Consider the following 13402-nt stretch of genomic DNA (forward strand, 5'->3'; position numbering starts at 1 on the left):
TCGATTGAGGCGGACAGACCCCGGCTTGCCGGGGTTTTGTTCGTTCGCCCCCTGTATCCCATGGAAGAGTCACTCCCCTCCGTCTTGCTGGCTGCCTGCGCGCTGGTGCTCGTGTTCGAGGGCATCCTGCCGTTCGTGGCGCCGCAGGCCTGGCGCCGTGCTTTCCAGATGCTGACCGAGCTGCCCGATGAAAAGCTGCGCGTGGTTGGCCTGGTGTCGATGGCGGCGGGGCTGATCCTGCTGCGGCTGCTGCATCGCTAGCCAACTTCCTGCCTTTTCACGAATTTCCGCTGACCCTCGATTCCCGAGCGAGACCGCCATGCCGACCAATTGGTTGCTGCCTGAATCCATTGCCGACGTGCTGCCTTCCGAGGCGCGCAAGATTGAAGAGTTGCGCCGCCGCATGCTCGACCTGTTCCGCACCTACGGCTACGAGCTCGTCATGCCACCGATGCTGGAGTACATCGAGTCGCTGCTCTCGGGCACCGGCCACGATCTGGATCTGAAGACCTTCAAGCTCGTCGATCAGCTTTCGGGACGCACGATTGGCTTGCGCGCCGACATCACGCCGCAGGTCGCCCGTATCGATGCCCACCTGCTGAACCGCGCCGGCGTGACGCGCCTCTGCTATGCAGGGTCCGTGCTCCATACGCGTCCGAGCGGCTTCCACGTCACGCGCGAGCCGCTGCAGATCGGCGCCGAAATCTACGGGCACGCCGGTCTGGAAGCCGACCTGGAAATCCAGGATCTGATGCTGGCCGCGCTGTCGGCGGCCGGCTTGGCGGACGTGCGTCTGGATCTGTGCCATGTGGGTGTGGTCGCGGCCTTGCTCGAGCAATCTCCCGTGGCGTCCAGCATGCGGGATGATCTGTTCGCCGCGCTCGCGTCCAAGGACGCGCCGGCGCTGCGTGCCGTTACGGCGGAGTTGCCGGTCGCGCAACGCGATGCGATCAACCTGCTGCCGTCCCTGTACGGCGGGCTCGATGTGCTCGATCTGGCACGTAAGCGGCTGCCGCCCCTCCCGGCGATCAGCCGTGCGCTGGACGATCTGGCGACGCTGGCCGAGCGCGCCGGCGGAGCTACGGTCAACATCGACCTGGCCGACCTGCGCGGTTACCACTACCACAGCGGTGTGATGTTCACGGCCTACGTCGCCGGTGTGCCGAACGCCGTGGCGCGCGGCGGCCGCTACGACAAGGTGGGCCAGGCATTCGGCCGTGCTCGCCCGGCAACCGGCTTCTCGCTGGACTTGCGCGAAGTCGCCGGAATTTCCCCCGTCGAGGCGCGCGCCGCCGCCATCCACGCACCCTGGTCTGGCGACGCCAAGCTGCGCGAGGCGATTGCCGCGTTGCGTGCGGCCGGCGAGATCGTCATCCAGTCGCTCCCAGGTCATCCTGAGGATCTGGATGAGTTCGCCTACGACCGCCAACTGGTGGACGAGGGTGGCCGCTGGATCGTCAAGCCCCGCAACGCTTCAGCCTGAAGGTGTTGCATAACGTTCTGTAAGTACCCTGCAATTTCGGGGAAGCCCCCGGCAACAAGGGTAGAATACGTTTTTAACCCATCTGCAAATTCAACATGTCCGCACCAGCAGTGAGCCAAGGACGCAACGTCGTCGTCATCGGCACCCAGTGGGGTGACGAAGGTAAAGGGAAAATCGTCGATTGGCTGACCGATCATGCGCAAGGCGTGGTTCGTTTCCAGGGCGGACATAACGCAGGCCACACCCTCATCATCGGCGGCAAGAAGACGATTCTGCGTCTGATTCCATCGGGCATCATGCGCGATGGTGTTGCGTGCTATATCGGTAACGGCGTCGTGCTCTCGCCCGAGGCGCTGTTCAAGGAAATCGACGAGCTGGAATCGGCCGGTGTGCAGGTGCAGAACCGCCTGCGCATTTCCGAAGCGACCAACCTGATCCTCCCGTACCACGTTGCCATCGACAAGGCGCGCGAACTCAAGCGCGGCGCGAGCAAGATCGGCACGACCGGCCGCGGTATCGGCCCGGCATACGAGGACAAGGTTGCGCGCCGCGCGCTGCGTGTGCAGGATCTGTTCGACCCGGGCTATTTTGCCGAGCGCCTGCGCGAGAACCTGGACTTCCACAACTTCGTTCTCACGCAATACCTGAACCATCCGGCACTGGACTTCCAGCAGACGCTGGACGAAATGCTGTCGTACGCGGAACGTCTGAAGCCGATGGTGGCTGACGTGTCGGCTGAGCTGTTCGCTGCCAACGCCGCCGGCAAGAACCTGATGTTCGAAGGCGCGCAAGGCACGCTGCTCGATATCGACCACGGTACGTATCCGTTCGTCACCTCGAGCAACTGCGTGGCGGGCAACGCCGCTGCCGGCGCCGGCGTGGGTCCGGGCCAACTGCATTACATCCTTGGCATCACAAAGGCGTACTGCACGCGCGTGGGCTCCGGCCCGTTCCCGAGCGAACTGTATGACGCTGACAACCCGGCGCGTCAGGACCCGATCGGCGTGCGCCTGGCCAATGTCGGCAAGGAGTTCGGCTCCGTCACGGGCCGCCCGCGCCGCACCGGCTGGCTCGATGCCGCTGCGCTGCGCCGCGCGATCCAGATCAACGGTGTGTCGGGCCTGTGCATCACCAAGCTCGACGTGCTCGACGGCCTGGAAACCATCAAGCTGTGTGTCGGCTACACGCTCGACGGCAAGGAGGTCGACATCCTCCCGCGCGGGTCGGACGCCGTGGCGCGCTGCCAGCCGATCTACGAAGAGTTCCCGGGCTGGAACACCTCCACCTTCGGCCTGAAGGAATGGAACGCGCTGCCCGAAACCGCGCAGGCCTACCTGAAGCGCGTCGAAGAAGTGGCCGGCATTCCCATTGCCATGATCTCGACGGGCCCCGATCGCGACGAGACCATCCTGCTGCGTCATCCGTACAAGGACTGACGCGCGCGTACCGTCCAGATTCGCCCGGTGATTCGCCGGGCGAATTTGCATTGGGCGGCGCGCTTTTGTTGAACATAGAGAACACGACAGCGGCATGCACGCCGCCTTTACGTTAGGAAGAGGAACACGATGAACCAGCCGATCAACGACGACGCGCACCTGTGGGTGTCCTGGGATGACTACCATGGCCTGATTGAACGTCTGGCGCTGGTCGTGCACGAATCGGGCTGGAAGTTCGACAAGATCCTGTGCCTGGCACGTGGCGGGTTGCGCGTGGGCGACCAGCTCTCGCGCATCTACGACCTGCCGCTGGCGATCCTGGCGACGAGCAGCTATCGGGAGGCGGCGGGCACGCAGCAGGGCGACCTGGACATTGCCCAGTACATCACGATGACGCGCGGTGAATTGTCCGGCCGCGTGCTGCTGGTCGACGACCTGGTCGATTCTGGCGTCACGCTGGAGCGCGTCGGGCGTCACCTGAAGGAGCGTTATCCGGCGGTGACGGAGGTGCGTACCGCCGTGCTGTGGCACAAGGCATGCTCAAAGATCAAACCGGATTACGCCGTGCAGTTCCTGCCGACCAACCCGTGGATCCACCAGCCGTTCGAGGAATACGACACGCTGCGCCCACACAACCTCGCCGCCTGGATCAAGCGCGGCAAGGCGCGTACGGCCGGCAATGGAGAGGCGCCCGCGGTTTGATTCGGCATTCGGTGGATGTGAGGTTGGAGCGGGAGGGTTGTGCGGCTTGCGTCGTGCGTGCCACTTCGGTAACCTCACGTCACGGGCTGCAACATTGGCTCGAAACCCGCGCACGGATTGGCTTTGCAGTATCACCAATTGCAGCGTGCGCGGTCAGTTGAAGCGTGGCGTGCCTTGATCGATGCGCCAGGCGTCGAACCCACCCAGCGTCTGGGGCTGCTGAGACCGGTGCATCCGGCCGGGCCCCGGCACGATAGCCGAGACACAATGCCTCTCGCCCTTCGCGGAATGCCGCGTCAGCTACTGAACAACGATCTGGCTTCGGAAAAGAAAAACGGCGCAACTTGCGTTGCGCCGTTCCTAAACTCTGGTGCCCAGGAGAGGACTCGAACCTCCACGGAGTTACCCGCTAGTACCTGAAACTAGTGCGTCTACCAATTCCGCCACCTGGGCCGGTGTGCGTGTACCGAAGCTGCAATTATTACGGGTTTTAGCGAACCTGTCAACACTCTAGAAGAAGAAATTGAATCAACCGACTTATCCGATCCCGAGCCGCGAGGAAATCCTCGGTGTGCTGCGCACGTCGGGATCTCCGCTGTCTGCCACCGATATTGCCAAAGCGCTGTCGGTCACGCGCAAGGAGCACGACGGCTTCATCAAGCGTCTGACCGCCATGGAGCGGGATGGTCAGATCGAACTCAACCGCAAGGGACACTACGAACTGGCGCACCAGCCCAACTTCATCGAAGGCCGCGTGATCGGCCACCGCGACGGCTACGGCTTCTTCGTTCGCGACGATGGCGAGCCCGACATCTTCCTGCCCGAGCGCGAGATGCAGAAGGCCATGCACGGTGACCGCGCCCTCGTGCGGGCCGTTGGCTACGACCGCCGTGGCCGTTCCGAAGGCCAGATCGTCGAGATCCTGCAGCGGGCGAACAAGCGCATCATCGGCCGCCTGCTTTCCGAGAACGGCACGCTGGTGGTGGCGCCTGAAGACAAACGCCTGGGCCGCGACATCCTGATCGCTCCCAAGGGGCAGGGCAAGGCCAAGGTGGGCCAGGTCGTGAGCGTTGAGATCCTGGAATATCCGGATCGCTACGTGCAGCCGATCGGCCGCGTGGTCGAGGTGCTCGGCGAGATCGACGACCCGGGCATGGAGATCGAAATCGCCGTGCGCAAGTACGGCGTGCCGCACGAATTCTCCGAGCCGGCGCAACGCGAGGCAGAGGCACTGCCCGACGTGGTGCGCGAATCCGATCTGGCCGGCCGCATCGACCTGCGCGACGTTCCGCTGGTGACCATCGACGGTGAAGACGCGCGCGACTTTGACGATGCCGTCTATGCAGAGCCCATCAAGATCGGCCGCGGCAAGGGCTGGCGCCTGATCGTGGCGATTGCGGACGTGTCGCATTACGTCCGGCCGGGGCATCCGCTGGACGCCGATGCGATTGACCGCGCGACTTCGGTCTACTTCCCGCGCCGCGTGATCCCGATGCTGCCCGAGAAGCTCTCCAACGGCCTGTGCTCGCTGAACCCGGAGGTCGACCGCCTGTGCATGGTGTGCGATGCGGTCATCACGGCCAAGGGGCAGATCAAGGCATTCCAGTTCTATCCGGCGGTGATGCATTCGAAGGCGCGCCTGACCTACAACGAGGTCTGGTCGATCCTGTCGAACGTGAAGGGCCCCGAGGCTGCCAAGAGGGCGCCGCTGGTTCCGCATCTGCAAGACCTGTACGAGCTGTATCAGACGCTGCTCAAGGCGCGACGGGAGCGTGGCGCGATCGACTTCGACACGACCGAGACGTACATCGTCTGCAACGCGCAGGGCAAGATCGAGCAGATCCTGCCGCGCACGCGCAACGACGCGCACCGGCTGATCGAAGAGTGCATGCTGACGGCCAACGTCTGCGCCGCTGAAATGCTCGAGAAGTACAAGCACTCTGCGCTGTACCGCGTGCATGCGGGTCCGACGGAAGAAAAGCTGCAGGCGCTGCGTGCCTTCCTGAAGACGAGCGGTCTGACGCTCGGCGGCGGCGATAAGCCCGAGGCGGCCGACTATGCGGAGCTGATGGAGAAGATCGCCGCGCGCCCCGACGCGCCGATGCTGCAGACCATGCTGCTGCGCTCGATGCAGCAGGCCGTCTACAGCCCGGACAATATCGGCCACTTTGGCCTGGCATACCCGGCCTACGCGCACTTCACCAGTCCGATCCGGCGCTACCCCGATTTGCTCGTGCACCGTGCCATCAAGGCGATCCTGCATCACACGCGCTATGTGCCGTCGCTGGCGCCCGGCGTGCAGCTGAACAGTGCGCTCTCGCCCAAGGCGCGCCGCCTGCAGGCCGAGGCCGAGAAGGGCATGCCGGCCGCCGTCGTGAACAAGGCCAAAGCGGAGGCGATCTGGCACGAGCTCGGCGTCCACTGCTCGGCCAACGAGCGCCGCGCCGACGAGGCTTCGCGCGATGTGGAAGCATGGCTCAAGTGCTACTTCATGCGCGACAAGCTCGGCAACGAGTTCTCGGGCACCGTCAGCGCCGTCACGTCGTTTGGTATCTTCGTGCAGCTCGACGAGCTGTATGTGGAAGGCCTGGTCCACGTGACGGAACTCGGCAGCGACTACTTCCAGTACGACGAGGCACGCAACGAACTGCGCGGCGAGCGGACCGGCATCCGCTATCGGCTCACAGACCGCGTGCGCGTGCAACTCCTGCGTGTGGACCTCGATGCCCGCAAGATGGATTTCCGTCTGATTCAGGAACCTTCGACCAAGGCGCTGCGCCCGGCCAAGGTGACGGGAGCGGCCGAAGGCGTCGCGACGCGTCAGCCTGCCGTGGCCACGCCGGCGCCGCCGGTTGGCCGCAAGAAGCCGCGCCAGCTCGCGGCGCTGCTGGGCGGGACGGCCAAGCCCGAGGAGTCGTTTGACGAGACGCTCGACCGCGTGTTCGAAGAGCAGCCGGTATTCGAGCCGGGCGCACGCGCGTTGCCGCCGGGCCATGCGCATGCCAAGCCCGCGCGCAAGAAGCAGGCAGCACGCCCCGCCAAGTCCAAGGGCAAGACCGCCGCGCCGCGCAAGGCCGCGGCCAAGTCTGCGCGCAAGACGAGGGGGCGCTAAAACGGCCGGGGAGTGAGGGCGGACGGGTACAATCGCGCCATGTCTAAATCCAAACTCCTCATCGGCTTTCACGCCGTCACTGCCCGGCTGCGCCACGACGCGAAGTCGATCGACGAAATCTACTTCGAGGCCAACCGCCGCGACCGCCGCATGCAGGATTTCCTGAAGGCGGCGGAAGCTGCGGGCGTGCGGCTGATTCCCGCAGACAACAATCGTCTGCACGGCATTGCCGGCACCGATCGCCACCAGGGCGTGGTGGCGAAGGCCGAGGCGCTGTCGCTGGCGCTCAATCTCGATGAACTGCTTGACGGCATCGAAGGCACGCCGCTGCTGCTCGTGCTGGATGGCGTGACGGATCCGCACAATCTCGGCGCGTGCCTGCGCGTGGCCGATGCGGCGGGTGCCCATGCCGTGATTGCGCCGAAGGACCGCAGCGTCGGCATCAACGCTACGGTGGCCAAGGTGGCGAGCGGTGCTGCCGAGACCGTCCCCTACATCACCGTGACGAACCTGGCGCGCACGCTGCGCGAGCTGCAGGAGCGCGGCGTGTGGGTGATCGGCACGGCTGACGAAGCTGAACAGGATCTCTACCAGGCGGACTTCAAGGGCCCCATCGCGATCGTGATGGGCGCCGAGGGCGAAGGCATGCGTCGCCTCACGCGCGAAACGTGCGACACGCTGGTCAGCATCCCGATGGCGGGCAGCGTGGAGAGCCTGAACGTCTCGGTCGCCAGCGGCGTGTGCCTGTTCGAGGCCGTACGTCAGCGCGCGGCGGCATCTGCCAGGAAGTGATGCGCGCAGACTTGCCGGCCGCACCCGACGCGGCCGCGCTGGCCCAGGCGCAGGCCTGGATCGGTGCGGCCCAACACGTCATGGTGCTGACGGGTGCGGGCGTGTCGGCGGAATCCGGTGTTCCCACCTTTCGCGATGCGCTGACCGGGCTGTGGTCCCGCTTCAACCCGGAAGACCTGGCGACCGAGGCCGCGTACCGGAAGCACCCGCGCATGGTGTGGGACTGGTACCAGCAGCGGCGAGAGCGCGTGCTGCAGGCGCAGCCGAACCCCGCGCATTTGGCGATCGCCGCACTGGCCAGGCGCAAGACGGTGACGCTCGTCACGCAGAACGTGGACGGTCTGCACCAGCGCGCGGGCAGCGTCGGTGTGGTCGAGCTGCACGGCAACCTGTTCGCCGACAAATGGCTGGGCGGCTGCGGCAAGTGCGATATCGCCACGGCTGAGCCTGGCAGGCCACCGCGCTGCGCAACGTGCGGTGCGATGCTGCGCCCGGGGGTGGTGTGGTTTGGCGAGCCGCTGCCGCTCGTGGCGAACTACCGTGCGGAAGAGGCGGCCAGCACGTGCGACGTATGCCTCGTGGTGGGGACGTCCGGCCTCGTGTATCCGGCGGCAGGGTTGCCCGGGCTGGCGAAGGATCACGGCGCCAAGGTCATCGTCGTGAATCCCGAGCCGAGCGCCCTCGATGAGACGGCCAATCTGGTGATCCACCAGCCGGCGGGCGTGTGCCTGCCCGCCATGCTGGCTTGAGCCGGTTCCTTACGCTGCCGCACGCAGCGGTTCAATCAGGGCTTCGAGCTTGATCGCGTCCGCGGCAAACAGGCGGATGCCCTCGGCGAGCTTTTCCGTTGCCATCGCGTCGGCGTTCATATGCCAGCGGAACGATTTCTCGTCGGCCGGCAGACGCGCGATGTTGGCCGCGTTGGCGTGTTCGGGCGACAGCTTGCGCTCGACCGGCGCATCCGATTGCTGCAGTTGCGCGAGCAGCTCGGGGCTGATGGTCAGCAGGTCGCAGCCGGCCAGTTCGATGATCTGCGAGGTGTTGCGGAAGCTGGCGCCCATCACCTCGGTCGGGTAGTCGAATTTCTTGTAGTAGTTGTAGATGCGCAGCACGGATTGCACGCCCGGGTCGTTTGCCCCGCCTTGGGCGACCGGGTCCCAGTTGGCGCCGGCGTCTTTCTTGTACCAGTCGTAGATGCGGCCGACGAAGGGCGAGATGAGTTGCACGCCTGCTTCCGCGCACGCCACCGCCTGCGCGAGCGAGAACAGCAGCGTCATGTTGCAGCGGATGCCTTCGGCGCGAAGCAGGTCCGCCGCGCGGATGCCTTCCCAGGTCGACGCAATCTTGATCAGCACGCGCTCGCGCGCCACGCCGCGCGCTTCGTACAGTGCGATCAGGTGCTTGGCCTTTGCGACCGTGGCTTCGGTGTCGAACGACAGGCGCGCATCGACCTCGGTCGACACACGGCCCGGGATGATCGACAGGATCTCGCATCCGAAGGCCACCAGCACGGCATCGGTGATGTCTTCCACGCTGTCGCTGCGGGCATCGCGCACGGCCTTCTCCAGCAACGGACGATATTCGGCCTTCTGCACGGCCTTGAGGATCAGCGACGGGTTGGTCGTCGCGTCGTGCGGCGCGTAGGCGCGCATGGCCTGGAAATCGCCCGTGTCGGCGACGACGGTGGTGAACTGCTTAAGTTGATCGAGCTGATTCATGATCCGACGAAGTGCATGCCAGCGAAGCACTGGAGGTGGAGGGATGAATCGATTGTACTCCGCACGTTTCGCTGCGCCAGCCGGGGAGGGCCGCCCAGGCGATCCGGTACACTACCGGGTTTTCCGATCCGGACCGGTTTCTTGGGGTATTTGCGATGACGCAGGATGAACTGAAAGCGTTGGTGGCGCAGGCCGCCGCAGATTACGTATTGGCCAACGTGCCCGCGGGCGCCGTGCTGGGTGTCGGCACGGGTTCGACGGCCAATCTGTTCATCGATGCGATGGCACCGCACAAGGCGCGCTTTGCCGGCGCGGTGTCGAGCTCGGAGGCCTCGACGCGTCGCCTGCAGGGCCATGGGTTCACGGTGCTCGATCTGAATGAGGTCGACGCTATTCCCGTGTATGTGGACGGTGCGGACGAAATCGATGCCTCCGGCGCGATGATCAAGGGCGGTGGCGGTGCGCTCACGCGGGAGAAGATCGTCGCTTCGGTGGCCGATGTCTTTGTCTGCATCGCCGACGGCAGCAAGCTCGTCGAGACGATGGGCGCGTTCCCGCTGCCCGTGGAGGTGGTGCCGATGGCACGTGCGGCCGTTGCGCGTCAGCTTGCGGCGCTGGGCGGCCAGCCGCGCCTGCGCATGACCAAGGAAGGCCAGATCTACAAGACCGACAACGGCAATGTGATCCTGGATGTGGCAGGCCTGCGGATTGCCGATCCGAAGGCGTTGGAATGCACCGTCAACGACATCCCGGGCGTAGTGACGGTCGGCCTGTTCGCCAAGCGCGGCGCCAATGTGCTGCTGCTCGGTACGGAAGCGGGCGTGCAGCGCCGCGATTTCTAGGGCCCGCATGCAGCGCTGACACGGCGCAGCCTGTCAAGTCCTGATATAGGTTGACACTCAGTTCAGCCACTAGACGCGCGATGCACCGCATCGGGCGTTTTGTATTTCAGGGCCTGATGCGGCCGCTCATGGTTGTAGATGTGCACGGACTGGGCCACTATGCGCTCGGCCTGCTGCAGATCGGCGGGGCGGCTGAGCAAGAACTGGCCCTTGAGGATTCCATTGACCCGCTCGGCCAGGGCGTTCTGACAGCAGTCGTAGCCGTCGATCATCGAGCATGTCAGGCCGTGCCGTTTGTGGATGCGCTGATACTCGCTCGAGCAATATTGGATGCCGCGATCCGAGTGGTGCACCAGCTGCTGCTTGGTCTGGCGCGTCTTGAGCGCCATCTTCAGTGCTCGGCTGACCGACTCGGCATGCAGGCTCTCGTGCACGTGGTAGCCGACGATCTTGCGTGAGTACGCGTCCGTCACCAGGCTCAGGTACGCGCAGCGTCCTGCAGTCGGCAAGTACGTGATGTCGGTCACCCAGAACTGCTCCGGGCCTGTGGGGACGACTTGGTTCGGACCTTCCTTGAGCAGGTTCGGGTGCCGCCGGAAACGGTGGTGGCTGTGTGTAGTCTTGTGATACGCCCGTTGTTGGGGAACCAGCAGGCGCGCGGCACGCAGCAGGACGAACAACCGGTCACGCCCGAGTGCGATGCCCGCCTGCGTGGGTTCAGGCGCGAGCAGGTGGTGCAGCTTGCGCGTACCCAGGCGCGGCTGGCGCAGGCGCACGTGCCGCACCAGCGTGGTGACCTGCTCGACCTGGGCGCTGCGGGTGCGCTCGCGCGCGCAGCGCTTGTAGTACGCCTGGCGGCTGATGCCGATGTATCGGCAGGCCCGCTCGACACTCAGCCCTTGGACAGCACCGTCGAGCGACCCTGGATTGCGTACCGCTGCTGCGCCTGCTTGTAGCTCAGTTCGCCTCTTTCGACCTGCTCCACGACCGACAGCGTAAAAGCCAGACTGTAGTCCCGCTGCGTTCGCTTCTTTGCCCCTTGCATCTTGACTCTCCTTGCTCCACCAGGAAAAAGTGTCAACCTTATTCAGGACGGGTCAACAAAAACAAAAAAGGCCACCAAACAAGGCAGCCCTTCCAGCAAAAGGAAAACGCCAGATCAACGCCGCTCGTACTGCGTCGCCCCGAAGAGAATCTCCTTCGCTTTGTCGTCCTGCACAGCCGGCCGTTCCTTGGCGAGCACCTTCACCGCGCGCTGTACGGCGGGGCGTTCTTCAATCGCTTCAAACCAGCGCTGCAGCTTCGGATAATCCGACAGCTCGATCCCCTGGTTCTTCCAGCTGCGCAGCCACGGCCACGTCGCAATGTCGGCGATGGAGTAATCCGCGCCGCCGAGGAACTTCGATTCACCCAGGCGCTTGTCGATCACGCCATACAGCCGCTTGGCTTCGTTCGTATACCGATTGACCGCGTACTCGATCTTCTCGGGCGCGTAGATGCGGAAGTGGTGCGCCTGGCCGAGCATCGGGCCGACGCCGCCCATCTGGAACATCAGCCACTGCAGCACTTCGTATTTGCCGCGCACGTCGTCGGGCAGGAACTTGCCCGTCTTGCCGGCGAGGTACAGCAGGATCGCGCCCGATTCGAACAGCGAGATCGGTTTGCCGTCCGGGCCATCCTGATCGACGATGGCCGGGATCTTGTTGTTGGGGCTGATCTTGAGGAAGTCGGGTTTGAACTGGTCGCCGGCGCCGATGTTGATGCCGTGAACGCGGTAAGGCAGCTCGCATTCTTCCAGCATGATGTGCACTTTGTGCCCGTTGGGCGTGGCCCAGCTATAGACGTCGATCATCGAGTTCGCTCCTTGGCTTCTGACCGGGAAGAGAGGTGCGGGCCACCAGCAGCCCGCAAAGTGTTCCATTCCAGCACAGAACGCAGAAACGCGCAGACGCCGGGCAGAGGGCAAAAAAATCCCCGCTCAAGGCGGGGTTAAGGAGTGAACGGTACGGCCGTGCGGCGTATCAGGCGCCGCGCGTGACGGGCATGTCGACAACGTCCTTCAGGTGCAGATGCTTGGCCAGTTCCAGCTTGGCGATGGCGGCGCGGTGCACTTCGTCAGGGCCGTCGGCCAGGCGCAGCGTGCGCTGGTGTGCGTAGGCTGAGGCCAGCGGGAAGTCGCCCGACACGCCGCCGCCGCCGTGTGCCTGGATCGCCCAGTCGACGATCTGGCAGGCGATGTTCGGGGCCACGACCTTGATCATCGCGATCTCGGCCTTGGCGACCTTGTTGCCGACGGTGTCCATCATGTACGCGGCCTTCAGCGTCAGCAGGCGGGCCTGTTCGATCATGCAGCGGGCTTCGGCAATGCGTTCGTGCCAGACGCTGTGCTGCGCGATGGCCTTGCCGAATGCGATGCGGGAACTCAAGCGCTTGCACATCAGTTCGAGCGCGCGCTCGGCCACGCCGATGCTGCGCATGCAGTGGTGGATACGGCCCGGGCCGAGGCGGCCCTGCGCGATCTCGAAGCCGCGGCCTTCACCGAGCAGGATGTTGCCCACCGGCACGCGCACGTCTTTGAGGTCGACTTCCATGTGGCCGTGCGGTGCATCGTCGTAACCGAACACGCTCAGCGGGCGCATGACCGTGATGCCGGGCGTGTTGGCGGGCACCACGATCATCGATTGCTGCTCGTGGCGGCCGGCATCGGGGTTGGTCTTGCCCATGACGATGTAGACGGCGCAGCGCGGGTCGCCGGCGCCCGACGACCACCACTTGCGGCCGTTGATGACGTACTCGTCGCCTTGACGTTCGATGCGGCATTCGATGTTGGTGGCGTCCGACGAGGCCACGGCCGGCTCGGTCATCAGGAAGGCCGAGCGGATCTCGCCACGCAGCAGTGGCTCCAGCCAGCGGTCTTTCAGCTCTTCGGACGCGTAGCGCTCCAGCGTTTCCATGTTGCCGGTGTCAGGCGCGGAGCAGTTGAACACTTCCGGCGCCCAGGGCACCCGGCCCATGATTTCGCACAGCGGCGCGTATTCGAGGTTCGACAGCCCTTCGGGCGCGCGCGGCGAACGCGGCAGGAACAGGTTCCACAGCCCGGCCTTGCGTGCCAGCGGCTTGAGTTCTTCGATGACCTTGGTCGGAATCCACGCGTTGCCGGCACGGCGGTTGGCTTCGATTTCTTTGTGGAAGCGGTGCTCGTTCGGGTAGATGTGCTGGTCGAAGAACTCGAGCAGGCGTGCCTGCATTTCCTTGACCTTGGGCGTGTAATCGAAATTCATGGTGTCTCCTCAGTACATCGAACAAGCGCCTCGAAC

At 64.8% G+C, this 13402-nt stretch carries 11 protein-coding genes, 1 tRNA gene and 1 pseudogene; 8 read left to right on the forward strand and 5 right to left on the reverse strand.

Features of this window, described 5'->3' with window-relative positions; all coding sequences use genetic code 11:
- Positions 1-60 precede the first annotated feature (60 nt).
- From TK49_RS10225 to TK49_RS10240, 4 genes are all read left to right on the forward strand, one after another.
- Complete coding sequence (locus TK49_RS10225) at positions 61-261, forward strand: DUF2065 domain-containing protein (protein WP_045786590.1); 201 nt, start codon at positions 61-63, stop codon at positions 259-261.
- A gap of 58 nt (positions 262-319) precedes the next feature.
- Complete coding sequence (locus TK49_RS10230) at positions 320-1483, forward strand: ATP phosphoribosyltransferase regulatory subunit (protein ID WP_045786591.1); 1164 nt, start codon at positions 320-322, stop codon at positions 1481-1483.
- A 95-nt stretch (positions 1484-1578) separates the two neighbouring features.
- A complete protein-coding gene (locus TK49_RS10235; RefSeq protein WP_045786592.1) occupies positions 1579-2919 on the forward strand; it encodes an adenylosuccinate synthase in 1341 nt (446 codons plus the stop codon).
- A gap of 129 nt (positions 2920-3048) precedes the next feature.
- Positions 3049-3621 carry a phosphoribosyltransferase gene (locus TK49_RS10240; protein ID WP_045786593.1) on the forward strand — a complete coding sequence of 191 codons (573 nt, stop codon included), beginning with the start codon at positions 3049-3051 and terminating at the stop codon, positions 3619-3621.
- Positions 3622-3989: 368 nt separating this feature from the next.
- On the opposite strand, the gene TK49_RS10245 is transcribed toward TK49_RS10240, so the two are convergent.
- Positions 3990-4074: transfer RNA gene (locus TK49_RS10245), tRNA-Leu, on the reverse strand.
- A gap of 70 nt (positions 4075-4144) precedes the next feature.
- On the opposite strand from TK49_RS10245, the gene rnr reads away from it, so the two are divergent.
- The 3 genes from rnr to TK49_RS10260 are packed head-to-tail and all read left to right on the forward strand — an operon-like array spanning position 4145 to position 8274.
- Positions 4145-6733 carry a ribonuclease R gene (gene rnr / locus TK49_RS10250; RefSeq protein ID WP_045786594.1) on the forward strand — a complete coding sequence of 863 codons (2589 nt, stop codon included), beginning with the start codon at positions 4145-4147 and terminating at the stop codon, positions 6731-6733.
- Between the two features lie 39 nt (positions 6734-6772).
- On the forward strand, positions 6773-7525 hold the full coding sequence (gene rlmB, locus TK49_RS10255; protein ID WP_045786595.1) for a 23S rRNA (guanosine(2251)-2'-O)-methyltransferase RlmB: 753 nt from the start codon (positions 6773-6775) through the stop codon (positions 7523-7525).
- Positions 7525-8274 (forward strand): SIR2 family NAD-dependent protein deacylase, encoded by a 750-nt coding sequence (locus tag TK49_RS10260; RefSeq protein WP_045786596.1) that lies wholly within the window; start codon positions 7525-7527, stop codon positions 8272-8274. Before rlmB ends, TK49_RS10260 begins: the two co-directional genes overlap by 1 nt.
- Positions 8275-8283: 9 nt before the next feature.
- Here TK49_RS10260 and tal read toward each other — a convergent pair whose 3' ends face one another.
- Entirely contained in the window at positions 8284-9243 is a 960-nt protein-coding gene (tal, locus tag TK49_RS10265) for a transaldolase (protein ID WP_045786597.1), read from the reverse strand.
- A 155-nt stretch (positions 9244-9398) separates the two neighbouring features.
- On the opposite strand from tal, the gene rpiA reads away from it, so the two are divergent.
- A complete protein-coding gene (rpiA, locus tag TK49_RS10270; RefSeq protein WP_045786598.1) occupies positions 9399-10085 on the forward strand; it encodes a ribose-5-phosphate isomerase RpiA in 687 nt (228 codons plus the stop codon).
- A gap of 62 nt (positions 10086-10147) precedes the next feature.
- Here rpiA and TK49_RS10275 read toward each other — a convergent pair.
- From TK49_RS10275 to TK49_RS10290, 3 genes and pseudogenes are all read right to left on the reverse strand, one after another.
- Positions 10148-11130: pseudogene (locus TK49_RS10275) on the reverse strand (IS3 family transposase).
- 114 nt (positions 11131-11244) lie between these two features.
- On the reverse strand, positions 11245-11937 hold the full coding sequence (locus tag TK49_RS10285; RefSeq protein ID WP_045786600.1) for a glutathione binding-like protein: 693 nt from the start codon (positions 11935-11937) through the stop codon (positions 11245-11247).
- Positions 11938-12106: 169 nt separating this feature from the next.
- Complete coding sequence (locus TK49_RS10290) at positions 12107-13366, reverse strand: acyl-CoA dehydrogenase family protein (protein ID WP_045786601.1); 1260 nt, start codon at positions 13364-13366, stop codon at positions 12107-12109.
- Between the last annotated feature and the right edge of the window lie 36 nt (positions 13367-13402).

The organism is Ralstonia mannitolilytica (assembly GCF_000954135.1).
GTDB classification, from domain to species: Bacteria; Pseudomonadota; Gammaproteobacteria; order Burkholderiales; family Burkholderiaceae; genus Ralstonia; species Ralstonia mannitolilytica.